Annotated in this window: 29 protein-coding genes and 1 tRNA gene; 10 read left to right on the top strand and 20 right to left on the bottom strand. The window is 58.4% G+C overall.

Going from position 1 to position 20,699, the window contains the following annotated elements; genetic code table 11:
• The first annotated feature begins 19 nt into the window (after window positions 1-19).
• Entirely contained in the window at window positions 20-202 is a 183-nt protein-coding gene (locus GKZ67_RS20485; RefSeq protein ID WP_254244972.1) for a DUF433 domain-containing protein, read from the top strand.
• Complete coding sequence (locus GKZ67_RS20480; protein WP_173246239.1) at window positions 199-543, top strand: DUF5615 family PIN-like protein; 345 nt, start codon at window positions 199-201, stop codon at window positions 541-543. The genes GKZ67_RS20485 and GKZ67_RS20480 overlap by 4 nt, the downstream gene beginning before the upstream one ends.
• A 73-nt stretch (window positions 544-616) precedes the next feature.
• On the opposite strand, the gene GKZ67_RS20475 is transcribed toward GKZ67_RS20480, so the two are convergent.
• The 6 genes from GKZ67_RS20475 to GKZ67_RS20450 form a co-directional block, all read right to left on the bottom strand.
• Window positions 617-937, bottom strand: coding sequence for a DUF5615 family PIN-like protein (locus tag GKZ67_RS20475; RefSeq protein ID WP_217278650.1), 321 nt, complete (start codon window positions 935-937; stop codon window positions 617-619).
• A gap of 49 nt (window positions 938-986) precedes the next feature.
• The gene (locus GKZ67_RS20470) at window positions 987-1,232 is read right to left on the bottom strand and encodes a DUF433 domain-containing protein (RefSeq protein WP_173246236.1); all 246 of its coding nucleotides are present in this window, start codon (window positions 1,230-1,232) and stop codon (window positions 987-989) included.
• A 101-nt stretch (window positions 1,233-1,333) separates the two neighbouring features.
• Window positions 1,334-1,552, bottom strand: coding sequence for a DUF4926 domain-containing protein (locus GKZ67_RS20465; RefSeq protein ID WP_173246233.1), 219 nt, complete (start codon window positions 1,550-1,552; stop codon window positions 1,334-1,336).
• Window positions 1,552-1,887, bottom strand: coding sequence for a DUF6883 domain-containing protein (locus GKZ67_RS20460; protein WP_173246229.1), 336 nt, complete (start codon window positions 1,885-1,887; stop codon window positions 1,552-1,554). Before GKZ67_RS20460 ends, GKZ67_RS20465 begins: the two co-directional genes overlap by 1 nt.
• Window positions 1,888-2,169: 282 nt before the next feature.
• The gene (locus GKZ67_RS20455) at window positions 2,170-2,454 is read right to left on the bottom strand and encodes a hypothetical protein (RefSeq protein WP_173246226.1); all 285 of its coding nucleotides are present in this window, start codon (window positions 2,452-2,454) and stop codon (window positions 2,170-2,172) included.
• Window positions 2,455-2,591: 137 nt separating this feature from the next.
• Window positions 2,592-3,500, bottom strand: a complete 909-nt coding sequence (locus GKZ67_RS20450; protein WP_173246223.1) for an Abi family protein — start codon at window positions 3,498-3,500, stop codon at window positions 2,592-2,594.
• Between the two features lie 639 nt (window positions 3,501-4,139).
• On the opposite strand from GKZ67_RS20450, the gene GKZ67_RS20445 reads away from it, so the two are divergent.
• A tRNA-Ser gene (locus tag GKZ67_RS20445) sits at window positions 4,140-4,223 on the top strand.
• A 150-nt stretch (window positions 4,224-4,373) separates the two neighbouring features.
• Here GKZ67_RS20445 and GKZ67_RS20440 read toward each other — a convergent pair.
• From GKZ67_RS20440 to GKZ67_RS20425, 4 genes are all read right to left on the bottom strand, one after another.
• Entirely contained in the window at window positions 4,374-5,135 is a 762-nt protein-coding gene (locus GKZ67_RS20440; protein ID WP_173246220.1) for an abortive infection family protein, read from the bottom strand.
• Between the two features lie 65 nt (window positions 5,136-5,200).
• Complete coding sequence (locus GKZ67_RS20435) at window positions 5,201-7,576, bottom strand: ribonucleoside-diphosphate reductase subunit alpha (protein WP_173246217.1); 2,376 nt, start codon at window positions 7,574-7,576, stop codon at window positions 5,201-5,203.
• Between the two features lie 255 nt (window positions 7,577-7,831).
• On the bottom strand, window positions 7,832-8,938 hold the full coding sequence (locus GKZ67_RS20430) for a Gfo/Idh/MocA family protein (protein ID WP_173246215.1): 1,107 nt from the start codon (window positions 8,936-8,938) through the stop codon (window positions 7,832-7,834).
• A 175-nt stretch (window positions 8,939-9,113) separates the two neighbouring features.
• Complete coding sequence (locus tag GKZ67_RS20425) at window positions 9,114-10,073, bottom strand: ribonucleoside-diphosphate reductase small subunit (protein ID WP_173246212.1); 960 nt, start codon at window positions 10,071-10,073, stop codon at window positions 9,114-9,116.
• 432 nt (window positions 10,074-10,505) lie between these two features.
• On the opposite strand from GKZ67_RS20425, the gene rplU reads away from it, so the two are divergent.
• Entirely contained in the window at window positions 10,506-10,811 is a 306-nt protein-coding gene (gene rplU / locus GKZ67_RS20420) for a 50S ribosomal protein L21 (protein ID WP_151087180.1), read from the top strand.
• A gap of 83 nt (window positions 10,812-10,894) precedes the next feature.
• Window positions 10,895-11,170, top strand: a complete 276-nt coding sequence (gene rpmA, locus GKZ67_RS20415) for a 50S ribosomal protein L27 (protein WP_173246209.1) — start codon at window positions 10,895-10,897, stop codon at window positions 11,168-11,170.
• A 166-nt stretch (window positions 11,171-11,336) separates the two neighbouring features.
• Here the strand turns inward: rpmA and GKZ67_RS20410 are convergent, their stop codons facing one another.
• The 6 genes from GKZ67_RS20410 to GKZ67_RS24840 all read right to left on the bottom strand — a co-directional run bounded on the left by GKZ67_RS20410 (window position 11,337) and on the right by GKZ67_RS24840 (window position 14,385).
• The gene (locus GKZ67_RS20410) at window positions 11,337-11,978 is read right to left on the bottom strand and encodes a hypothetical protein (protein ID WP_173246206.1); all 642 of its coding nucleotides are present in this window, start codon (window positions 11,976-11,978) and stop codon (window positions 11,337-11,339) included.
• Window positions 11,979-12,058: 80 nt separating this feature from the next.
• Window positions 12,059-12,721, bottom strand: a complete 663-nt coding sequence (locus GKZ67_RS20405; protein ID WP_173246203.1) for an alpha/beta fold hydrolase — start codon at window positions 12,719-12,721, stop codon at window positions 12,059-12,061.
• Window positions 12,722-12,754: 33 nt separating this feature from the next.
• Window positions 12,755-13,171: a hypothetical protein gene (locus GKZ67_RS20400; RefSeq protein WP_173246200.1), complete on the bottom strand. Its 417-nt coding sequence runs from the start codon at window positions 13,169-13,171 to the stop codon at window positions 12,755-12,757.
• Window positions 13,172-13,232: 61 nt separating this feature from the next.
• The gene (locus GKZ67_RS24850) at window positions 13,233-13,742 is read right to left on the bottom strand and encodes a hypothetical protein (RefSeq protein WP_317172199.1); all 510 of its coding nucleotides are present in this window, start codon (window positions 13,740-13,742) and stop codon (window positions 13,233-13,235) included.
• The gene (locus GKZ67_RS24845) at window positions 13,721-14,188 is read right to left on the bottom strand and encodes a radical SAM protein (protein ID WP_410505096.1); all 468 of its coding nucleotides are present in this window, start codon (window positions 14,186-14,188) and stop codon (window positions 13,721-13,723) included. The genes GKZ67_RS24850 and GKZ67_RS24845 overlap by 22 nt, the downstream gene beginning before the upstream one ends.
• Entirely contained in the window at window positions 14,185-14,385 is a 201-nt protein-coding gene (locus GKZ67_RS24840) for a hypothetical protein (RefSeq protein WP_317172198.1), read from the bottom strand. Before GKZ67_RS24840 ends, GKZ67_RS24845 begins: the two co-directional genes overlap by 4 nt.
• A gap of 92 nt (window positions 14,386-14,477) precedes the next feature.
• Between GKZ67_RS24840 and GKZ67_RS20390 the strand changes: the two genes are divergently transcribed.
• A complete protein-coding gene (locus tag GKZ67_RS20390) occupies window positions 14,478-16,379 on the top strand; it encodes a BamA/TamA family outer membrane protein (RefSeq protein WP_173246197.1) in 1,902 nt (633 codons plus the stop codon).
• A 193-nt stretch (window positions 16,380-16,572) separates the two neighbouring features.
• Window positions 16,573-16,953, top strand: coding sequence for an Hsp20/alpha crystallin family protein (locus tag GKZ67_RS20385; RefSeq protein WP_173246195.1), 381 nt, complete (start codon window positions 16,573-16,575; stop codon window positions 16,951-16,953).
• 335 nt (window positions 16,954-17,288) lie between these two features.
• Here GKZ67_RS20385 and GKZ67_RS20380 read toward each other — a convergent pair whose 3' ends face one another.
• Together GKZ67_RS20380 and GKZ67_RS20375 are read right to left on the bottom strand one after the other, a co-directional pair.
• The gene (locus GKZ67_RS20380) at window positions 17,289-17,612 is read right to left on the bottom strand and encodes a hypothetical protein (RefSeq protein WP_173246192.1); all 324 of its coding nucleotides are present in this window, start codon (window positions 17,610-17,612) and stop codon (window positions 17,289-17,291) included.
• Window positions 17,613-17,642: 30 nt separating this feature from the next.
• Window positions 17,643-17,903 carry a VF530 family DNA-binding protein gene (locus tag GKZ67_RS20375; RefSeq protein WP_173246189.1) on the bottom strand — a complete coding sequence of 87 codons (261 nt, stop codon included), beginning with the start codon at window positions 17,901-17,903 and terminating at the stop codon, window positions 17,643-17,645.
• 91 nt (window positions 17,904-17,994) lie between these two features.
• Here GKZ67_RS20375 and GKZ67_RS20370 point away from each other — a divergent pair, with 91 nt between their 5' ends.
• Window positions 17,995-18,933 (top strand): glycoside hydrolase family 25 protein, encoded by a 939-nt coding sequence (locus tag GKZ67_RS20370; RefSeq protein WP_173246186.1) that lies wholly within the window; start codon window positions 17,995-17,997, stop codon window positions 18,931-18,933.
• Between the two features lie 8 nt (window positions 18,934-18,941).
• Here GKZ67_RS20370 and GKZ67_RS20365 read toward each other — a convergent pair whose 3' ends face one another.
• Window positions 18,942-19,157 carry a hypothetical protein gene (locus tag GKZ67_RS20365; protein WP_173246183.1) on the bottom strand — a complete coding sequence of 72 codons (216 nt, stop codon included), beginning with the start codon at window positions 19,155-19,157 and terminating at the stop codon, window positions 18,942-18,944.
• A 100-nt stretch (window positions 19,158-19,257) separates the two neighbouring features.
• On the opposite strand from GKZ67_RS20365, the gene GKZ67_RS20360 reads away from it, so the two are divergent.
• Together GKZ67_RS20360 and GKZ67_RS20355 are read left to right on the top strand one after the other, a co-directional pair.
• Complete coding sequence (locus GKZ67_RS20360; protein ID WP_173246180.1) at window positions 19,258-19,665, top strand: septal ring lytic transglycosylase RlpA family protein; 408 nt, start codon at window positions 19,258-19,260, stop codon at window positions 19,663-19,665.
• Window positions 19,666-19,746: 81 nt separating this feature from the next.
• Window positions 19,747-19,944, top strand: coding sequence for a hypothetical protein (locus tag GKZ67_RS20355; protein WP_173246177.1), 198 nt, complete (start codon window positions 19,747-19,749; stop codon window positions 19,942-19,944).
• Here the strand turns inward: GKZ67_RS20355 and GKZ67_RS20350 are convergent.
• Window positions 19,941-20,519 (bottom strand): DUF6799 domain-containing protein, encoded by a 579-nt coding sequence (locus GKZ67_RS20350; RefSeq protein WP_173246174.1) that lies wholly within the window; start codon window positions 20,517-20,519, stop codon window positions 19,941-19,943. The two genes, GKZ67_RS20355 and GKZ67_RS20350, sit on opposite strands and share 4 nt — an antisense overlap.
• Between the last annotated feature and the right edge of the window lie 180 nt (window positions 20,520-20,699).

The following is a 20,699-nucleotide window of genomic DNA, read 5'->3' as shown; positions in this document are numbered from 1 at the left end:
TCACCACCAACCCGCGCCAGTGCGGCGGCCGACCCTGCATTCGGGCATGCGCATTCGCGTGGCCGATGTGCTGCAACTCTTCGCCGCGGGCCTTACTGCTGAGCAAATTTTGGCCGAAATGCCCGATTTGGAAGCGGCCGACTTACAAGCCGCCTTGCAGTACGCTGCCCGTCAGATTGATTACCCCCGGCTGGCGGCATGACCATCTGGCTCGACGCGCAACTGTCGCCCTTGCTAGCCGCTTGGCTCAATTGGAAGTTCGAGGTGCAAGCCATTCCCGTTCGCGACCTAGGCCTGCGCGATGCCGATGATGAGGAAATCTTTCAGGCCGCCAAACTAGCGGGCGTAGTGGTCCTGACCAAAGACGCCGACTTTCCGCGCCTGCTCGACCGCTTCGGCCCACCGCCGCAAGTGCTTTGGCTTACTTCGGGCAATACCTCCAACGAGCGCCTGCAACACGTGCTGCTGCCGGTGCTGCCCGCCGCCCTGGAGCTACTGGCAGCCGGTGAGCCACTGGTAGAAATCGGCAATACGCTGACCTAGAAACGCCACCTACACCCCACCCGCCAGCCCCAAAAACACGGCAGCCGCTACCGGGGCGGCAGCGGCTGGGGGCTTATCGATGCGTAACTAGCAGCGTCCGCGATATTTCTACGTAAGAATGATGCGCAAGCACTTTGGTAAGCTGCGGCAGAAACTGCCGAAATAGCTCTAGCAAATCGGTCGTACTAATGTTGCCTGTCGAAACCAACAGCAGCTTGTGGGGCTGGCCGTGCAGTAGAAAGCTATTGACAAAGTCAGCGTCCTTGGTAATCACAATGCGTTCTTCCTCCATCGACAGCCGCGTGATGGCGCCGTCCTGCGTGCGATTGGCGGCGGGCAGGTCGAGCGTATGCACACAGTCGTAGCCCGCGTGAAAAGCCAGGAAATGCGCCAAACGCCTGGGCAATTGCGCATCGACCAGCACCCGCAGCGGCGGGGCTGGCTCACGAGGCTAGCCGGTAGATGGAGCGCACTTGCAGCATATCGGCCGCGTAGGCCTGGCAGGCGCGGAGGTCCTCGGCTTCCAGGTCTTCGTAGTCAGCCAGGATTTCGGCCTCTGTCATACCCGAGGCCAGGTATTCGAGCACATTTTGAACCGGGTAGCGCAGGCCGCGCACTGTGGGCTGCCCGTGGCAGATGTTAGGGTCAAGGGTGATGCGCGGGTGCGCCGCCGAAGCCGGAGTTTCCATGCGGCTAAGTTACAAAGTGCGCCTTGCCCGCTAGCCCCAAAACACGGCAGCCGCTACCGGGGGCGGCAGCGGCTGGGGAAACTTAAGAATTCAGATGCGGATTAAGCGACCTGCCGCCACGGCTGCGCGATGGCGGCCACTTCAGCGGCGGGCAGCGTCAGGACGGCCTGCGTGTGCCCGTCAAGACCGATAAACTCTACTTCGTAGGCTTCGCCTTGGGCGTGCACTAGCACGACAGTACCCAATGCGCCAGCAGCCAAGCCGCACTCCGGGTGGGCTTTTTGTAACTGTACGGTATCCAGTTCGGCGAAGGGGTTCATTAGCGGTCGAGTAAATGGGCGGTGATTAGCAAAACGAGGATGCCCGGCGATTGTTCCATCCACACGGTGCGGATGGGGTACTCCCGGCCGTTGGGGGCTAGTAGCGGGCCATCTACCACAAACTTAACGCCGTAGGGCGATGCTTTTTCCTCCGTCACGGTGCCACTGTGGCCGTGCGCTACCAAGTCGGCTATCAGCTGCTCGTAGTGCTGCCGCGAATACCCGATACCTAGGAAAAACCGCGCCTTGGCCCCGCCAACCGGGTGGTCAGGATTAAGCAAGTAATCCTGCACCTTATTGGGTGCCACAAATAGCGGCTTGTCGTGAAGCGTCATGCGGCAAAGCTACCGCCCGGCCAGCCCGCCGCCGAAGCCGGCGTTTCCATGCGGCTAAGGTACCATGTGCGCCCCGCCCGCTAGCCCCCCAAAACGCGGCAGCCGCTACCGGGGGCGGCAGCGGCTGGCAAAACTCATGATGCTTGTTTTAATTCGGTGCCGGGTGGCACCTTACCAGTTTTCAGCAGAAACGCCAGAAACTGTTCCCGCGTGAGTGGGCCGCTTACGTGTCGGCGCTCCGCTTCTTCTACCAACTCGCCCCGGCTGGTATAATCAGCCGGCCTAAGCGGCGAGGAATTGGTTAAGGACGACTTCTCTAATTCGGCCATAGCTAGGGAGGTTTACAGATTCAACTACTACGGTGTGTTCGGTCAGCGTGAAGGTAACGGTCACAAACTTATGCAGCTTCGTGTAGCCGGTAATTTCATACTCGCCGCCTTCGCTTATATACAGCCAAGCCTGGGAGGATAATTCCAGTAGCTCGTTCAACTCCTCCAACTCAATGCGGACACTGTGCGCCCAGTTGAGGTTGAGTTTACCGAAATCGACTTCGTAGCTTTCAAACATATACAAATGTACCGCCCCGCTAGCCCGCCGCCGAAGCCGGCGTTTCCAGGCGGCTAGGGTACAAAGTGCGCCCCACCCGCCAGCCCCCAAAACACGTCAGCCGCTACCGGGGCGGCAGCGGCTGAGGATGCTTAGTGTTACTGCCACAAGGCTTCCTGTTCCCACCCCACTGGAAAACCCATTGCCTGCACAGGTACGGAGGCAAACATGCTGAATAGTGCCTTCATTTCCTGTATAAAAGCAATACCCTTTTGCTCATCAACTGCCCGCAACAAGTAAACAAGACATGCTAGCAGACCATACAGATTGGCATTCGTCTGAGGAACGGCAGTTAGCCAAGTGTTTGCTGCCTTTATAGATAGCACTGGCTTTACAGTCAGCTTACGGTTCCAGGTGCGGCTGTGGTGTGCGCAGCGATTACGCAAGCTGCATAAAGCCGTTATCCAACTCACCAATACTGGCTGGCCCACGCCAAAAAACCGAGCTACATCGTTGGTAATAGCCGGGCGCAAGTGGCTGAGCACTTTTGAGAGCGTACCAAACGAAACCACCTCAAACACCATCCAGGCAGGTGGAAGCGCGGGCGACGAATACCTATGATAGTAGTGCTGGATAAACGTTTCGCCCGAGCGCTTCACTTCCTTGCGAATGTGCCGGATGTTGCCGTTGTGAATATCCTGGCCCTTATGGTCGCGCCGGCCTAGCGTATACTGCCGGTCCTTGTACCAGAACGGCCCCGCTTTCAGTGCCCCTTGATAAGCCAGCTGCGCACGTAGCGCAATTTCAATCGGCACTATCCCCTTAAAGAGCAGCAGGCGCAACGCCTCATCGAAGTGGTACAGGTCCAACACCTCCTCCAGCGTAGTGCCTGCCCGAAACTGGTGCCCAGCACCCCCTTGAAAGTAAAGAAAGTACCCCGCTAAGCGATAGTAGCTCAGTCGCCCCAGCTCCCGTTCGGCAACGCCTACATCGGCAATCTGTAAGCCCCGACTTACCAACAGACTCACTTGGTCAGTTAGCGTCAGCGCGGGCTTTCTATACTTCATAAAAGGGCAAAAAATAACCCGCCTGGTGCGCGTAAGTCGTGAAACCTAGAGGCGTGGCGGGTTTTGTTGTTGCAAATATAGAACGGCTGGCCACGAAAACAAGTTTCGCCCCGCCCGCTAGCCCCAAAAACACGGCAGCCGCTACCGGGGGCGGCAGCGGCTGGCGTGCTACTTTAGTGCCCTTACTAATCACAATCAACATGCAAGCAGAAGCCTTTCGTTTGTACCTACGTAACAATGTAATAAATCCTCGCGCCAACCGACCGTTGACTGAGCGTACCATTGAGAAGTACGTGAGTGATATTGAAGACATTGAGAAGTACAGTAACCGAGACATAGATTCTATATCAATCAATCAGCTTTCTAATCTCATATTGGACTTGAACCAGTATATGCCAGACTTGTCCCAAAAGTCAGTCAACAACTATCGTTCACCAGCTAACCACTACGTTCGATTCCGTCAGCAAGCTGCATAAACACCCCAGCCGCCCCGGCGCCGTAGTGGCTGAGGAAGCTTTGGTTTTTATAAAAACAAACCAGCCGCTCATGGGGCGGCTGGCGAAATTTAGATTTTTTGCAAAAAATTATTTCTAACTGAAACCTCCGCGAGAGAACATCGTATTATCCCTCATTCAACACCCCTCGGTGGTGGAATTGGTAGACGCGCCGACCTGGAAAGTTGGTTTCTGAAAGGAAGTACGGGTTCGAATCCCGTCGGAGGGGCAAAGACCTGCTAATAAATTAGCAGGCCTTTTTTTATGATATGCTCCCCATCTTACGCCCCACGGCCCACAACCGCAGCGGCTGGCGAAGCTTAGGTTTCAAAAACCCACCAGCCGCTACCCGGGCGGCAGCGGCTGAGGAAGTTTAGAATCATCGAACTACTGATAAAACGTTGGCTTCTCTTTCGACTTTCTCCTCAAGACTTTTTAGAAGAAAGTCAGCTGTGGCACAAGCCAAATGAGCAACGTACTCGGCATGTCGTGTTGATGGTTTAGCTTGAGTAATCGCCTTACCATGAGCATCACCATAGCGGTTTCTGATGCTTGCTAATCCTCCAACTATGGATACGACCCCACTCAGAATCTTCTTGAATACTTGCTCTGTATGTTGCTCTGGTGCCATGTTTAGCTCTCTACAAGCCTTGCGGTACAAGTCCTGTAAATCATGAGCTTCCTCGCTCTCTTGTCCGCACTCCGATAGAATGTGTTTGCATACGCATTCCAGCAGTGTGCGCGCAGAAGTTATTGCTGCTTCTGGGTCTGTTAAGACGCGCGCCTTGATTTTAGTCCATTCGTTCAGAATGTAGTTCGAGTCTACGTTTTCGATAGCAATGAATAAGCTGGAACTATCCGAAAAAATAGTTCCTTGGTCCAAGAAGTTGATTAACTCATCAAACGAGTCGCGCAGGAATTTGCGTCGCTCTCGATAGCTTGGAATTTCCTTGATAAAGTACCAGAATTCCTTTATGTCTCGACACTGACGGAGAAACTCCGGTGCCTTATCCATAACATATGGAATACGCATCATTTCTGCCCGTAACTGAGCATACTGCTGTTCTTGTTCATCGGCAATATTCCCGATTGCTCTCTCAATTAATAATGAGCAAAGCTGATTGACCTTTTCTCTTGGCATGACTCAAGATTCTGTTAAATGTTAAAAAAAGAAGGCTGGCTTTTTCTGCCAGCCTTCTTTTTAGCCTACGACCCACACGCCTCGCAGGCGTCCGGGTTATCGAGCGAGCAGGCCATGTCGCTTTGGTTCTGGGCGTACATGGGCTCCAGGGTTTCGGCGGCTTGCTTTTCCACCGTGAACTTGATGGCGTCGGCGGCGGCTTTGGTGCGCAGGTAGTACATGCCGGTTTTGAGGCCCTTCTTCCAGCTGTGGAAGTGCATGCTGGTGAGCTTGCCGAAGTTCACGTTTTGCACGTGCAGGTTCAGGCTCTGGCTCTGGCAGATGTAGGCGCCGCGGTCGGCGGCCATGTCGATGATGGTGCGCTGCGAAATCTCCCACACCGTCTTATACAGGTCTTTGATGTGCTGGGGCACCCTAGCGATGTTCTGCACCGAGCCATTAGCCGCGATGATGTCCTGCTTCATCTGCTCGTTCCAGAGGCCCAGCTTCACCAGGTCCTTCAGCAGGTGCTTGTTCACCACCATAAACTCGCCGCTGAGCACGCGGCGCACGTAGATGTTGCTGGTGTAGGGCTCAAACGACTCGTTGTTGCCCAGAATCTGGGCGGTGCTGGCGGTAGGCATGGGCGCCACCAGCAGCGAGTTGCGCACGCCGTGCTCCATTACCTGGGCGCGCAGCGTGTCCCAGTCCCAGCGGCCCGATTGCGGCGTCACGCCCCAGAGGTCGAACTGAAACTTGCCCTGGCTGAGCGGCGAGCCGGGGAAGGTCTCGTAGTGCCCGTCCTTGATGGCGAGGTCCTTCGAAGCCGTCATGGCCGCGAAATATATGGTTTCGAAGATATCGGTGTTCAGGCCCTTGGCCTCGTCGCTCTCGAAGGGCATGCGCAGGGCGATAAACGTATCGGCCAGGCCCTGCACGCCCAGCCCGATGGGCCGGTGGCGGAAGTTGGAGCGCTCGGTTTCGGGCACCGGGTAGTAGTTCACGTCGATTACCTTGTTCAGGTTCAGCGTGGTCTGGTACGTCACGTCGTAGAGCGTCTGGTGGTCGAAGCGCAGGTTGCCGTGGCCGTCTTCCACCAGGTAGCGGGGCAGCGCCAGCGAGGCGAGGTTGCACACGGCAATCTCGTCCTTGTCGGTGTACTCCATTATTTCCGTGCAGAGGTTGCTCGACTTAATCGTGCCCAGGTTCTGCTGGTTGCTCTTGCCGTTGGCGGCATCCTTGAAGAGCATGTAGGGCGTGCCCGTCTCGGTCTGGCTTTCCAGAATGGCAAACCACAGCTCCTGCGCCTTGATGGTTTTGCGGCCACGGCCTTCGCGCTCATACTTGGTGTAGAGCTTCTCAAACTCGGGGCCCCAGGTGTCGCTCAGGCCGGGGCACTCGTGGGGGCACATCAGCGTCCAGTCGCCGTTGGCTTCCACGCGCTTCATAAACAGGTCGGGCGTCCAGAGGGCGTAAAACAGGTCGCGGGCGCGCATCTCCTCCTTGCCGTGGTTCTTCTTGAGGTCCAGGAACTCGAACACGTCGGCGTGCCAGGGCTCCAGGTAAATGGCGAAGGCACCCTTGCGCTTGCCGCCGCCCTGGTCCACGTAGCGGGCCGTGTCGTTGAAGACCTTCAGCATCGGCACCAGGCCGTTGGAGTTGCCATTGGTGCCTTTGATGTAGGAACCGGTGGCGCGCACGTTGTGCACGGCCAGCCCGATGCCGCCGGCCGACTGCGAAATCAGGGCGCAATCCTTCAAGGTGTCATAAATACCCTCAATCGAGTCGTCCTTCATCGTGAGAAGGAAGCACGACGACATCTGGGGCTTGGGCGTGCCGGCATTGAAGAGCGTGGGCGTGGCGTGGGTCATCCAGCGCTCCGACATCATGTTGTAGGTCTTGATGGCCGACTCGATGTCCTCCTTATGAATGCCCACCGACACGCGCATGAGCATGTGCTGGGGTCGCTCCACCACCTTACCATCAAGGCGCAGCAAATACGAGCGCTCCAGGGTCTTGAAGCCGAAGAAATCGTAGTTGTAGTCGCGGTCGTAGATAATGGCTGAGTCCAGGGTGTGCGCGTGCTTGTGAATGACTTCCCACACGTCCTTGGCAATCAGCGAGGCGTTGTCGCCGTTCTTGGGGTCCTCGTAGGTATACAGCCGCTTCATGGTGCTCGAAAACGACTTCGAGGTCACCTTGTGCAGGTTGCTCACCGCGATGCGGGCCGCCAGAATAGCGTAGTCCGGGTGCCGGGTCGTGAGCGAAGCGGCGGTCTCAGCCGCAAGGTTGTCGAGCTCAATGGTTGTCACGCCATCGTAGATGCCATCGATGACCTTTTTGGCCACCTCAATCGGCGACACGAAGTTTTGATTCAGCCCGTAGCAGAGCTTCTCAATGCGGGCGGTGACTTTGTCGAACTTGACCGACTCGCGGCGGCCATCGCGTTTGATTACGAGCATATTATCTAGAATGCTAGGGTGAGCAACGAATACTAAATAGAAGCTGCCGTGCTAAAGGCAGTGGCTTTCAAAGCTGGAAATTAGTTCCCAGGTTTTAGCAGGCCAAAGGAAATTTTTATAAGTTTTCCACACCCCCTGAAAATGAGGCCGCCGGGCCATTTTTGTAAAAAACGACCCGGCGGGGTGCGCGGCGATTAGGCTTTTATGGGTTATATAAACGAGGTCTGCCCCGGCAATAAGCCGCCGGAAGCACGTTTATTTTTTAAGATATATCGTTTTCCCTTCTTTTGCCGATTGCCGGGCGGCGTCCAGAATCTCGACCACGACCATATTGGTGCTCAGGGCCGACAAGACATCTTCCGGCGCCTGGCCTTTGATTACCGCCGCCAGGTACGCAAACGGGTCGTCGTAGGGGGCCGGCGGCGCGGGAGCCGTCACGTCCTCGGCCGGCTCGCTCTCCTTGAGCCGCACGCGCAGATGGCTGCGGTCCAGGGCGAACACCGCCCCCGTCTGCCCGTAGATTTCCAGGTCCTTGCGGGCGTAGGGCCAGTTCCAGGAGCCCTGAATAATGCCCTGCGCTTTCGGATAGGTCAGCAGAATGGTCGCGTCGTCGTCCACTTTCGGGTATACCTCCGGCTTGATGTGCAGGGTAATCGCCGTCACCGACAGCGGGCGCTCGCCATGCATCAGCCAGGTCATGATGTCGGCCCCGTAGCAGCCGAAATCGGTGAGCGCGCCCCCGCCGTTCTGCACCGGGTCGGTCAGCCAGTCCAAAAACTCCTTGTTCACCCCGATTTCCTTCGGGCCCTGGTGGCCGTCGTGCGCCACCATCTTGCGGATGTCGCCAATCGCCTTGTCCTGGTCTACCAGCTGATACGCGCGCCGGTTGGAGCCGTACCAGGTAGTCTCGTAGTTGGTAAGCAGGTGAATGTGGTACTGCTGCGCCAGCGCCTGCATCTGCCGGGCGTGGTCGAGGCTCACGGCCAGCGGCTTCTCCACCATCACGTGAATGCCGCGCGGGGCACAGGCCTTTACCACCGCCAGGTGCTCGTAGATGCTGCCAAAAGCTGTGACGGCCTGCGGCTTGGTTTTAGCTATCATTTCTTCCAGCGTCGGATACACGAGGGCCATACTCAGGCCGTGCTCCTTAGTGAAGCGCAGGGCCAGTTCATGGTTGGGCTCGGCAATCCCCACTATCTCGATGTCGCCGCGCTTTTCGCGGCCCAGCAGTCCGTGGACGTGCGTATGCGTCAGCCCCGCCACACCCACGCGTAGCGGGGCCGGGCCAGCCTGGGCCGCCGCCACGGCAGCCAGCAGCATAAATAGAAACAGTACGGTCAGGCAGCGCAGGGAAGCAGGCATTGGCCAGGAGTAAAAAGGAGGGGCTGAAAGATAGCGGGCCGCAAAGATTACGGGCGCTGGCCGCTTCATTGCGCACAAAAAAGCCCTGACCTTTCCTAAAGCCAGGGCCTCTTGCGTGTATCTTGGCTGCCTCTCTCTGTGCAGCAAGCCTGCGCGAACACGGGGTTTGCGCAGCTTAAAAATCCTCGTCGAGCGAGAACATGTTGTCGGCTCGCTCGCTCATCACGCCCGACTTCTGATACTCGGCCACGCGCTTCTCGAAGAAGTTGGTTTTGCCTTGCACCGAAATCATCTCCATGAAATCGAATGGATTAGATGAGTTGTAAATCTTGGCGCAGCCCAGCGACACCAGCAGGCGGTCGGCCACAAACTCGATATACTGGCTCATAGTGCGGGCGTTCATGCCAATGAGGCTCACGGGCAGCGCGTCGGTCACGAATTCCTGCTCAATCGTCACCGCATCGCGGATAATGGCCTGCACGCGCTCCTCAGGCAGCTTGTGTTGCAGGTAGCTGTAGAGCAGGCAGGCGAAGTCGCAGTGCAGCCCCTCATCGCGTGAAATCAACTCGTTGGAGAACGTCAGGCCCGGCATCAGGCCACGCTTCTTCAGCCAGAAGATGGAACAAAACGAGCCCGAGAAGAAAATGCCCTCCACGGCCGCGAAGGCGATGAGGCGCTCGGCAAAATTCTCCGAGTTAATCCACGTCAGCGCCCACTGGCCCTTGCGCTGCACGGCGGGCACTGTTTCGAGCGCGTTGAAGAGGTAGTCTTTCTCTTTCGGGTCTTTGATGTAGGTATCAATCAGCAGCGAATATGTCTCGCTGTGAATATTTTCCATCATAATCTGGAAGCCGTAGAAGCAGCGCGCCTCAGGCATCTGCACCTCCTGCATGAAGTTGATGGCCAGGTTCTCGTTCACGATGCCATCGGAGGCCGCGAAGAAAGCCAGCACGTGCTTAATGAAGTGCCGCTCATTGTCGTTCAGGCCGTTCCAGTCTTTCTGGTCCTGCGAGAGGTCGATTTCCTCGGCGGTCCAGAACGAGGCTTCCGCCTTTTTGTAAAATTCCCACACCTGCGGATTCTGAATGGGAAAGAGGACGAAACGGTTGGGGTTTTCGGCGAGTAGAGGCTCCATAAAACGGTACGGGTTTCGGGGTTAAAAGGCAAGCTAACGGGCTAACCAAATCCACTAGCGGTTGTTCAGCCTCCGCCCGGCCGGTTTCCAAAGATACCCGTGCAACCTCATAACGGAAAGCTACGTTTATACTTCCCTGCTTTCTGTCAGCTGTCCAGCTTAGGCTGAGTAACGCATGAACCAAGCGTAGCAAAACAGCCGATTTATAGCTAGTTATCCACATTATAACTGTGGATAACATCAGTTTTCCACAAAAGCAGGGGCGCATCAGGCACTTTCTTGTTTTCAGCCACTTAGCGACTCAAGTCTAAAAAGCACTTTAAGCAGCGCCACTTTTAGGGAGTTAATGAAGATTAACGACTTAGACTTGCTTTTACCGAAAAGCTACCGTACTTTTGCGTTCCCTTTTGAGAAACCACCAGCGGAAATAAGATGTACGCCATTGTCAATATCGCCGGCCAACAGACTAAGGTTGAGGCTAATAAATTTGTTTACGCCCAGCGTCTGGCCGGCAATGTCGGTGACTCGGTAGAGTTGGGCAATGCCCTGCTGACCGATGATAACGGCACTATCAGCATCGGTGCTCCCGAGCTGAGCGTTGCTGTAAAAGGCACCATCATGGCCCACGTTCAGGGCGATAAGGTCCTGGTCTTCAAGAAGAAGCGCCGCAAGGGCTACAAGAAGCTGAATGGCCACCGCCAGCAGTTCACCAAAGTAATGATTAACAGCATTGGGTAATTAATTAGGAGTTATGGGTCGGCTAACGTCACTCATACGCAGATTGAAAACTCCTAACTTTTAACTCATAATTCTCTCCTAACATGGCACATAAAAAAGGCGTCGGCTCGTCTAACAACGGCCGTGAATCGCATAGCAAGCGCCTCGGCGTGAAAATCTTCGGTGGTCAGTCGCTCATCGCCGGCAATATCATCGTGCGTCAGCGTGGTACCAAGCACCACCCCGGCACCAACGTCGGCATCGGCAAAGACCACACGCTGTTTGCGCTGGTCGATGGCACGGTGCTGTTCAAGAAAGGCCGCGACGAGCGTTCGTTCGTATCGGTAGTGCCGGCCGCTACGGAAGCCACTGCTGCTTAATTGCTGCTTCGTTTTACCAAAAAAGGGTTGCTTCCTCCGAAGCAACCCTTTTTGCGTTGGCGCTGATTCAGTCAGTCGGGTTTCTTCTGAAGTAAGGGCGTAGAAAGCGGGGAGCGGGCCGATTTGCCAACAGTTGGCTTTCAATTGCCAAAGTAAAGCCGAATATTTACCTGGCCGCCCACGTTCCAGTGGCTGGTGCCGCCAAGGCGCTCAAAATTGTAGTAGGCCGGAGCCAGCAGGCCGGCCCCGGCATTGAGGTCATACAGCAGGTGCGGGTGCAGGCGGTGCTGCACCCCCAAAGCACATACACACCGGGCGTAAGCGCAGCGGGCGTGCTGCGCCTGCGGCCACCGCCCATGACCACCACGCCGGGAGCCGCCAGCTGTTCCCAATCGGCGCTGCCCTCCAGGGCCAGGTAGCGGCCAAATACGGGCGCCGCCTGATGCGCGTGGCCGTAGTAGTAGCGCACTCCCACCGCAACCGAGGCAGCTGGCAGGCCCCCGCGCTGGCCGCCCCGCCGCCGGGCAGCGGTATAAGTAGTTAGCATATCGGCCTCAAAGTGCGTGTAGAAGCTGGCGCGGGGTGCCACCCGATACTCGGCACCAAGGGAAAGCGGCAGCAACAATTGCCACGACTGGCTATCGTGCGTGTAGCGCAGGTGGGTAAGGCGCAGGCCGGCCTTCAGAAGCAGCTTCGGAGGGTGCAGCACCGAATCGGCGGCCGGCTGCTGCGCCTGGCTGCGAGCGGCTGTAGCCAGCAGCAGGCTACTACCCAAGATGGTCGTCAGTAAAAAGTAGCGTTGCCCCATCAGCTTATAAAATAACGGGTTATAATTGCCGCTAATTTACTGATTTATACTTGGAAAGCGCGCTGACTGCCATTTTTTGTTTACTGCTGCGCCAGCTCATTCAGTATGCGGCTTACCTGGGCGGCGTGGCTAACGATGAGAAAATGCCCCGCGCCGGCCAGTTGAAAGTCGACAGGGGCGCTCCCGGCCGGCAGCAGGTGGTCGCGGGAACCGTGCAGGCGCACTACGGCCGGCAAGCCGGGTCCGCGCCAGGCCAGCAGCTGCGCAGTGGCCCAGCGGGCGAAGCCGGTGTCGGTATCGCGCAGTATCTGGCGCAGCAGCCGAAACTCGGAGCCATTTTGCGCCCCAAAAAACCACTGGGCCAGCCGGGGCAAGTGCCCGAGCAGCCCGAAGGGCACCAGCCGATGCAGGCCCGTGGCCCTGGCCAGGCGCAGCAGCAGTGGCAAATCGGCCGGGCTGCCGAGGCTGGAAATGAGCACTACCCGCGCCAGCGGCCGCAGGCGGCCTACCTCCTGGGCCAGCAGGCCCCCAAACGATACGCCCACGACCCAGCACGGCTGCCCGGCCGGCACGGCTTCGGCCAGGCGGGCGGCGTAGTGAGCCAGTGGCTCAGTAGGCGTTTGTGGGGGCAGCCACTGGAGCACTTGGCTGGGGCCTGCAGCCGCAGGCGGCGGAAAACCCGCTCGTCGGCGCCCAGGCCGGGGATAAGATACCACATTGGCTGCTTGGTAGCCGGCTGTCATATACGAGTGCCATGCCAGCCGACTTATCGCGGGCTACGAGTTGAGGCGGGCGTAAATACCTTCCAGATAGAATATATTGTGCGGCTGGGGGTCATCGGCCTCGTCGGCATCGGCCGGAAAAGTGACTGCCAGCTTAAGCGCCACGCCGGGCAGCAGCACGGGTGGCGACTCCTCGGTCGTGTATTCGAGCAGGCAAGGCCACTGCTCGGCAGAAGCCAGCGCATCGGCCACTTCTTCGGCCAGGGCCTCGGCGCGGTCGCCGGCTACGCGCAGCAGCGTGTCGAGGTCGTGGAAAGGCAGGCCAAGGTGAAAAAAGTGGTCGTCGTCTTCGCGAAACGTAGTTGCCCACACGGTTACGTCGTCGGTATTATCGAAGACAATGGCCGTAAGGTGGACCTGCTCCACAAAAAAGTCGTCGTTACTAACCAGGGCATCGCTCAGAAGCTTCACGGCTGCGCAGGGGAATAAGGTGCGAAAGAAAAGCGGCGCCCCGCCCGGCTGCCGCCGCAAGCTACACTACGGGGGCCACCGCATCGGCAAACAGCGCCAGCGTGATGTGGTCGGCCAGCAGCTTTCCGGCATCGGTCAGGCGCAGCACGTCGCGCTCCAGCGTGGCCATACCCTGCGCGGTGAGGCTGGCCAGGTAGTCGGCCCGCCCGGCCAGCAGGTTGAGGTCCAGCACGTCGCGTAGGTAGGCTAGGTCGCAGCCCCGGCTGGTGCGCAGGCTGGTGAGCAGGTACTCGTTGGCCTGGTCGAGCGGCGAAAGGATTTCCACGGTAAGCGGCACTTCGCCACGCTCCAGCACGGCGGCCACGTACTGCGGATTATTGGCCACGGCATATTGCCGGCTGTAGCCATCAAACGAGTGCGCGCTCGGGCCCAGGCCCAGGTAGGGCACGCCGCGCCAGTAGTTGGCATTGTGGCGGCTCTCGCGGCCGGGCTGGCAGAAGTTGCTGATTTCGTACTGCTCGTAGCCATGAGCGCGCAGCTGGCTGAGCATTATTTCAAATTGCCGGGCCACAAACTCCTCGGGCGGGCCACGAAGGTTCCCTTTTTGAGCCGGCGGCCGAAAGCCGTATCGGGCTCAATAGTCAGGGCATAGGCCGAAACGTGCGGCACACCCAGCTCAAAGAGCCGCGCCAGGTCTTCTTCCCAGATGGCGTGGCTGGCAGCGGGCACGCCATAAATCAAATCAACTGAAATATTCTCAAAGCCTGCCGCCTGGGCCTGCCGTACGGCCTGCCCCGACTCCCGGGCCGAGTGAGCGCGGTTCATCAGGCGCAGATGCGGCTCGTGGAAGCTCTGCAGCCCAATACTGAGCCGGTTGATGGGCGAGGCCGCCAGCTCGGCCAGCTTGGCGGCGGTGAGGTCGTCGGGGTTGGCTTCGAGGGTGATTTCAGCTCCGGATAATATAGTGAAATTACCATGTATTGCCGCAAAAATCCGTCGCAGCTCCTCCCCCGTCAGCAGGGAAGGCGTGCCGCCGCCAAAATAAATTGTTTCGAGGGGGCGTCGGGGTCGGGCAGGTAGCTACGCCGCAGGGCCATTTCCTTTAGCAAAGCTTCCACAAACTGTCCTTTCAGCCCCATCGAGGTGCTGAAGTGAAAATCGCAGTAGTGGCAGGCCTGCTTGCAAAACGGAATGTGGAGGTAGAGGCCAGCCATATGCGAAAGAGAAACGCGACTTTTGCGGGGCAACAACCGTCGCCCGCCCATGATTCAACAAAAATCGGGCTGCTGAAATTAAAATCGGTCCGGTGCGTTTGCTTTCCGACGATGGCCCGACTCGCTACCCTTCTTTGCTGGTGCTGCTGGCTGGCGCTGGGTGCCGGGCCGCTGGGGGCTCAGACGCCGGCCGCCGCGCCTGGCGTAGCTGTGCCCAGTGCGCCGCCGCTGGCCTCGCCCCCGCTGCCCCTGCGGCTCCGCCGGCCGCTACGCGCCGCCCAGGCAATGTGCGCGTGCTCAAAATTGAAGCCGAGCCGGCCGGGCGAGCGCTCGTGCGCCACCTGCACCCGCGGGCCACGGTGCCCGACTCACTCACCGCCCTGCGCATCGTGCGCGAACTGGTGCTGGCCCTGCAGGCCGATGCCTACCTCACCGCCTCGGCCGACAACATCCGCTGGGGCCGCGACACGGTGCGCGTGCGCCTCTACGTGGGCGAGCAGTTTCGCTGGGCCTACCTGCACAACGGCAACCTCGGCGATGGCTTGCTGACCCGCGCCGGCTACCGCGAAAAGTTTTTTCGCCGCACGCCCTGGCGGCCGGCCGATTGGGTAACCTTGCAGGAGCGGGTGCTGACGGAGGCCGAAAACCAGGGCTACCCGTTTGCCACGGTGGGGCTGGATTCGGTGCGTTTGAGCGGGCATGACATTGCCGGGCGGGTGGTGCTCAAGCGCGGGCCGGTGGTGTATTTCGATTCCCTGCAAGTGATTGGCACCAGCAAAACCAAGAAGCGGTTTCTCACGCAGTACCTGCAGATACCGCCCGCCACGCCCTACAGCCAGCAGCGGGTAGATGCTATCAGTGCCCTACTGCGCCAGCTGCCCTACGTGCGCCTGCGCGCCGAGCCCGAAGTGCGCTTTGCCCGCAACCGCGCCCGGGTATACCTGCTGCTCGACGAGCGCTCGTCGAACCAGTTTGATGCCATTGTGGGCCTGCTGCCCAATACCGACGGTACCAGTGGGGTACAGTTTACGGGCGACGTGACCATTGCCCTGCGCAATATGCGGGGCGGCGGCAAGCAGTTAGCTTTGCAATGGCGCAAAACCGATGCCCTCTCGCAGCTGCTCGATGCCAGCTACCTGCACCCCAATATTTTTGGTACGCCGCTGGAAGTCGGCGGCACCTTTAATCTCTATAAGCAGACCGGCAACTACCTCACTATTAAGCCGCGGCTACAGGTGAGCTACCCCACGGCGCGGGCCGGGCGACTCTCCTTCTATGCCGAGCAGCAAAGCTCGCGCCTGCTGCTCGACAGCTTGGGCTATGTTGCCATCAATAACCAGAACGTACTCCCCACTTACGTCGACTCCGGCTATAACTCCTATGGCATTGGCTACTCGCGGGCCAACCTCGACGACCTGTACTTTCCGCACCGGGGTCTGTTTTTTAGCGCGCAGGGCGGCGTAGGCACCAAAACCGTGCGCCGCAACGCGTCTATTAGCGAAACCCTATACAACGGCCTGGCCCTACGCTCAACGCAATATAGCTTTGGGGCACGGGCCGAGCACTACTGGGCCCTGAGCCGGCAGGCCGTGCTGCTGGTGCGCCTGCGGGGCGAGGGCTTGTTCAATCAGCAGCTTTTTCTCAATGACCTGTTTCGGCTGGGCGGCCTCAACTCGCTCAGGGGCTTTAGCGAAAACCAGTTCTATACCAACGCTTATGGCGTGAGTACGGTCGAGCTCCGGCAATTCACCGGCCCCGAGGGCTACGTATTCATTTTTGCCGACCAGGCGCTGCTGCAAGCCTACAACTACCAGGCAACGACCCTGGGAGCCCACACCCCCGATACCCCGACCGGCCTCGGCGCGGGCCTGAGCTTTCGTACGGCGGCCGGGCTCTTCCAGTTTGTGTACTCGGTGGGGCGGTCCAGCTTCCTCAACGCCGGCTTTTCGCTCGCCAGCTCCAAGATTCATTTTGGCCTGACGAGCCGGTTTTAGCAGCGCCGAAAGTAGTCGGCATGCCGCCTACCCTGCCACTTCGGCGGCTTTTCGGCCAGCGTGTCAGAAGCGGGCCAACCTACTCCGTAAAAAGTAGCCATATCGACTGAACAGCAGCGGAGTTAGCCCGTTTTAGAAGCTGGTACGGGGTTTGAGTTAGTCAGGCCGAAGCCACCTAATAAGGCTGCCCATTATGAAACTTATCAGCCGCGAATTTATCCGTACTATCGCCCCTCAGCTCGACTTGCTCAATACCATTGGCGGCGGCGTGGCGCAGCCCAAGCTGCATGTAAATAAGCGGCCCAAAGGCGTGGTGCTGCACGTAGCCATGCCCAGCGTGCCGGCCGAGAGCTTTCACGTCGTACTAAAAGACAGTCAGCTTACCGTGTACGGCGAGTATAAGCATGGCCCTGAAGACCAGCTGGCGGCGCCGCTCTTCGTGCAAACCCTCGACTTGCCCCGCAACCTTGACCTGGCCAGCATCAATGCCAGCCACGAAAACGGCGAGCTACGCGTGGCCATCCCGTTCCGGGATGCCACCAGCCGGGAGATTGACATTCAGCCGGGCAGCTAAGGCTACCTGGCTTGTTGATACGGCCGGGACCGACCGGCCACTCCTCCCCCTTCCATAACGCCGGGACCGACCGGCGCCCGTTAGTTTTTCTACGAAAAAGCCTCTGCGATGAGCAGAGGCTTTTTTATGCCAGGCAAGACTAATATTCACCAAACAAGATATTAAAACCCCAGGTTGATGGCTAACATATGCAGCAAAGCTGTTTAGGAAGTCGGGGCCGAAGCGGGCAGCCCGCCCAATTCGACCTCCTTAACAATTTTACTATATCAAACGCGCAAAATCATTTTAAATCTCATTTATAAAATGTTATTTTTTTTCATCTGCCTTAATAAACGTCAGTAAAACAGCGGAATAAGCAGCCCGAACCCAACAAGCAGGCTCAGATAAAACCAGCCCATTACCTGGCCCCGGTAGCGACGCGGCAGCTTATTGCTGAGCACCAGCACCGCCGCGATAACCACTGCCAGGTGCAGCACCAGAAAAGCCACCGTTTTTACCCAGTTGCTAACGATGGTATTTTCGGGCTGATACTGGTCGGCCTCGCCCAGCCCGGATGTGAGGAATTTCAGCAGCTGGAACGCCACCGTTTCGAAGATAACGAAACTGGCAAAGCCAACCAGCAACGCCAGGGGGCCGGATTTTTCGCGCAGCTCAGCCATAGGGCAGATAAATTATAGAATGGGCAGGCGCTAAGGTATCGGCCGCCCCAGCACCTCGGCCGTGCGCAGGCGGATGTATAAATCCTCTACCTTTGCCCGCGCCCAGGGCGTGCGGCGCAGGAAAGTCAGGCTCGACTTCAGGCTCGGATTAACGGCAAAGCAGTTCAGCCGCAGCCGCTCGTCGAGGCCTGGAAAGCCGTAGTGTGCTACCAGATAATCGAGGATAACGGCCAGCGTTACGCCGTGCAACTCGCGGATGAGATGGCCGTTAGCATCACGGGCGTCGGGCATAGGAATAGTAGCTAAAGGGAACCAGCAGGCCACCGGTTGGCATTGCGGCTGCAAGCTACGGCACCCGCTGGCATACGCACAGCCGCCCGGCGTGCGTTATTTTTGGCTCGCTGCCCATGCCCGACCCTGCTTCTCCTCTGCTCCCTGCCCCGGCCCTGGTGCCGCGGCCGGCCCGCGCCGGCCCTGGCGGCGCTGGGTACTGGCGGGGCTGCTGCTGGGGCTACTAGGCAGCAGCGTCTACTACCTGCGCCACCAGCGGCAGGTCAATCGCTACGCCCGCCGGGCCTGGGCCACGCTCACCATGCGCTACCTCACCGGCCACGAAAGCACTCCGCTGCTGGCGGGCTATTCGGTGCACGGGATTGACGTATCGGCGTATCAGGGGCATATCGACTGGCCCCGGGTGGCGCAGCAGCAGGTGCGGTTTGCGTTTATTAAAGCAACGGAGGGGGCCACGCTCCGCGATGCCCGCTTTGCCCGCAACTGGCGCGAGGCACGGGCGGCGGGTATTCTGAGCGGCGCGTATCATTATTTTCAGCCCAACCGCAACGGTGCCGAGCAGGCCGATTTATTCATTGGTACGGTTCCGCTTCGGCCTGGCGACCTGCCGCCCGTACTCGATGTGGAGGCGCCCCGCTTTCACGATGTGGCCGAGCTGCGCAGCGAGATACGCCAATGGCTGGAAGTGGTCGAGGCGCATTATAAAGTGAAGCCCATCCTGTACTCCAACTACACCTTTTACCGGCGCTACCTGGCCGGGCATTTCGACGACTACCCGCTCTGGCTGGCCCACTACGAGGTCGAGCGCCCTGCGCTCCCGTCCGAGCGCTGGATTATTTGGCAGCACTCCGACGAGGCCTACGTGCCCGGTATTCGCGGCACCGTCGATTTCAACGTTTTTCAGGGCAGCTACGCGGCGCTGGAGGCGCTTCGTATTGCCCCACCCGCCCCGCCACCCGCCAAAAAAGCCGCCCGGCCCAACAGCTTTCGCAAGCTGCTGAACCGGGCGGCCGAGTTAGTAAGGCGTTAGCCTAAGAACTACATCTTAGCCTTCATTTTCTCGTCGCCCATTTTCTCTTTGTGCATTTTGCCGTGCATCTTGCCTTCCTTCATTTTGTTCTCTTTCTTCTCTTCCATTTTGCTTTCTTTCTTCTCCTCCATTTTGCTTTCTTTAGCAGGAGTAGTCTGAGCGTGGGCAGTGAAGAACAGGCCTGAGAGGGCAAGACCGGCGGCGAGTTTCAGTGTATTGTTCATAATAAGGGTGGTGAAAGAAAAAAGGTGAGAACTTGGTTTCGCCTCAAAGATGAGCTTTTATTTTCATTCCTCAAGTGAAGTCTGCATGAAGGATATAATTATGCTTTCTCCCTTTCGCCTGCTTTCAGGCAAACTTCTCGCCTTTAGCATCTTATTGCTAGGGATTTCTGCCTGCGGCAGTAGCAAATCGGCCTTCACCCAAACCGGTGAGGGCTCGTACTACGCCGATAAGTTCGCGGGCCGGGCTACGGCCAGCGGCGCGCCCTATCGGCCGGGCAAGCTCACCGCCGCTCACAACACCCTGCCCTTCGGCACCAAAATAAAAGTAACGAATGTGCGCAACGGCCATTCGGTGAAAGTGGTCGTTACCGACCGCGGGCCGCATGCCAAAGGCCGTATCGTGGACGTATCGAAGCGCGCGGCCCGCAAGCTCGACCTCATCGACGCCGGCGTGGTACCCGTGAAGCTCAAAGTGCTGCGAATGGGCCCGGCGGCGCACAGGAAATAATATATATTTTATATATAATTCCCATCAAATAAAAGCGGCCCCTGCCGGGTAGCACGGGCCGCTGCATGCCATCTTCGCAGCATGAATATTCGCAAGCAGCTAATTTGGGCTCCGCCGGCCGGGGCCAACCGCTTTACCGCCCTCAACAGCTTTGTGCACGCCGCCGAAGACGAAGGCTGGACCGAGGCCGAGGTGCAGTTCGTCATCGACGAAGTAGTGGAGGCCGCCGACGACGCGGCCGGCCTGGAAGTACTGTTGAGCTACACCCGGCGGCCTTAGCGACCAGCTTTCGCTTTGGCTTTAGCGGCTTCCTTTTCGGCTTTTTCGCGCTCTTTCTCTACTTTTTCACGGGCTTTTTCCAGCTCCTTGCGCTTGCCGGGGTGCTTCAGGTCGTAGGCCACGAGCTTGCGCACGCTGTCGGCTTCCACCATCTCGCGCTTGCTGGTGAGGCGGCCGGTTAGCGACACGTAGTCGCCTTCGGCCATTTGCGAGGTTACGCCTTCCACATTGGTAATCTGACCTTTGGTAGTAATCAAGGTACCGTTCACCAGGCGCTTGTCCTGCTCAATGGGCGCGGTGCGGCCTAGCTCCGTCAGAATAACCTGGCCATTCTGCATAGTCAGGCCATCCTTGGCCATTACCCCGCTCGTTTTGGGGCGGGCAGTGGGCGCAGCACCCGTATGGCGGGGCGCTACCACCCGGCGCGGCGCCACTGAACGGCGCAGGGGGTCGGTAGCTGGCGCGGCGGGCGCGGGCGTAGTAGAGGCGGCCGGGGCAGGCTGCGTCTGGGCCTGGCTCGCACGAGCCAGCAACAGCGCACCACCAAGCAGCAGAACTTGCGTAACTACTTTCATCGGATTTAAGAAGTATTGTAGGAGAAAAAAGGTAGTATGGGCGGGCAAACAGGAAAAGTGCCACACTGCGCAACGCAGCAGCTAAGTACGTTTTTTAGTTGCGGCCGGCTTTTACCAGAATACCAAAAAGATGCTGGCTATTTGCAAAATGCAAATTTACTCCACACTCCACACTTTTGC

This window comes from Hymenobacter sp. BRD67, assembly GCF_013256425.1.
In the GTDB taxonomy this organism is placed as follows: domain Bacteria; phylum Bacteroidota; class Bacteroidia; order Cytophagales; family Hymenobacteraceae; genus Hymenobacter.
This window is presented reverse-complemented; position numbering and strand designations above follow the sequence as displayed.

Excerpts from the sequence above, each read along its gene's own strand:
- GKZ67_RS20350 (WP_173246174.1), bottom strand. The coding sequence starts at position 20,519 with ATGAAAGTAGTTACGCAAGTTCTGCTGCTTGGTGGTGCGCTGTTGCTG.
- GKZ67_RS20410 (WP_173246206.1), bottom strand. The coding sequence starts at position 11,978 with ATGGGGCAACGCTACTTTTTACTGACGACCATCTTGGGTAGTAGCCTG.
- GKZ67_RS20360 (WP_173246180.1), top strand. The coding sequence starts at position 19,258 with ATGCTTTCTCCCTTTCGCCTGCTTTCAGGCAAACTTCTCGCCTTTAGC.
- GKZ67_RS20435 (WP_173246217.1), bottom strand. The coding sequence starts at position 7,576 with ATGCTCGTAATCAAACGCGATGGCCGCCGCGAGTCGGTCAAGTTCGAC.
- GKZ67_RS20480 (WP_173246239.1), top strand. The coding sequence starts at position 199 with ATGACCATCTGGCTCGACGCGCAACTGTCGCCCTTGCTAGCCGCTTGG.
- GKZ67_RS20425 (WP_173246212.1), bottom strand. The coding sequence starts at position 10,073 with ATGGAGCCTCTACTCGCCGAAAACCCCAACCGTTTCGTCCTCTTTCCC.
- GKZ67_RS20355 (WP_173246177.1), top strand. The coding sequence starts at position 19,747 with ATGAATATTCGCAAGCAGCTAATTTGGGCTCCGCCGGCCGGGGCCAAC.
- GKZ67_RS20385 (WP_173246195.1), top strand. The coding sequence starts at position 16,573 with ATGAAACTTATCAGCCGCGAATTTATCCGTACTATCGCCCCTCAGCTC.
- rplU (WP_151087180.1), top strand. The coding sequence starts at position 10,506 with ATGTACGCCATTGTCAATATCGCCGGCCAACAGACTAAGGTTGAGGCT.
- GKZ67_RS20365 (WP_173246183.1), bottom strand. The coding sequence starts at position 19,157 with ATGAACAATACACTGAAACTCGCCGCCGGTCTTGCCCTCTCAGGCCTG.
- GKZ67_RS20465 (WP_173246233.1), bottom strand. The coding sequence starts at position 1,552 with ATGAACCCCTTCGCCGAACTGGATACCGTACAGTTACAAAAAGCCCAC.
- GKZ67_RS20455 (WP_173246226.1), bottom strand. The coding sequence starts at position 2,454 with ATGTTTGAAAGCTACGAAGTCGATTTCGGTAAACTCAACCTCAACTGG.
- GKZ67_RS20375 (WP_173246189.1), bottom strand. The coding sequence starts at position 17,903 with ATGCCCGACGCCCGTGATGCTAACGGCCATCTCATCCGCGAGTTGCAC.
- GKZ67_RS20450 (WP_173246223.1), bottom strand. The coding sequence starts at position 3,500 with ATGAAGTATAGAAAGCCCGCGCTGACGCTAACTGACCAAGTGAGTCTG.
- GKZ67_RS24840 (WP_317172198.1), bottom strand. The coding sequence starts at position 14,385 with ATGGCTGGCCTCTACCTCCACATTCCGTTTTGCAAGCAGGCCTGCCAC.
- GKZ67_RS20380 (WP_173246192.1), bottom strand. The coding sequence starts at position 17,612 with ATGGCTGAGCTGCGCGAAAAATCCGGCCCCCTGGCGTTGCTGGTTGGC.
- GKZ67_RS20470 (WP_173246236.1), bottom strand. The coding sequence starts at position 1,232 with ATGGAAACTCCGGCTTCGGCGGCGCACCCGCGCATCACCCTTGACCCT.
- rpmA (WP_173246209.1), top strand. The coding sequence starts at position 10,895 with ATGGCACATAAAAAAGGCGTCGGCTCGTCTAACAACGGCCGTGAATCG.
- GKZ67_RS20440 (WP_173246220.1), bottom strand. The coding sequence starts at position 5,135 with ATGCCAAGAGAAAAGGTCAATCAGCTTTGCTCATTATTAATTGAGAGA.
- GKZ67_RS20460 (WP_173246229.1), bottom strand. The coding sequence starts at position 1,887 with ATGACGCTTCACGACAAGCCGCTATTTGTGGCACCCAATAAGGTGCAG.
- GKZ67_RS20405 (WP_173246203.1), bottom strand. The coding sequence starts at position 12,721 with ATGACAGCCGGCTACCAAGCAGCCAATGTGGTATCTTATCCCCGGCCT.
- GKZ67_RS20430 (WP_173246215.1), bottom strand. The coding sequence starts at position 8,938 with ATGCCTGCTTCCCTGCGCTGCCTGACCGTACTGTTTCTATTTATGCTG.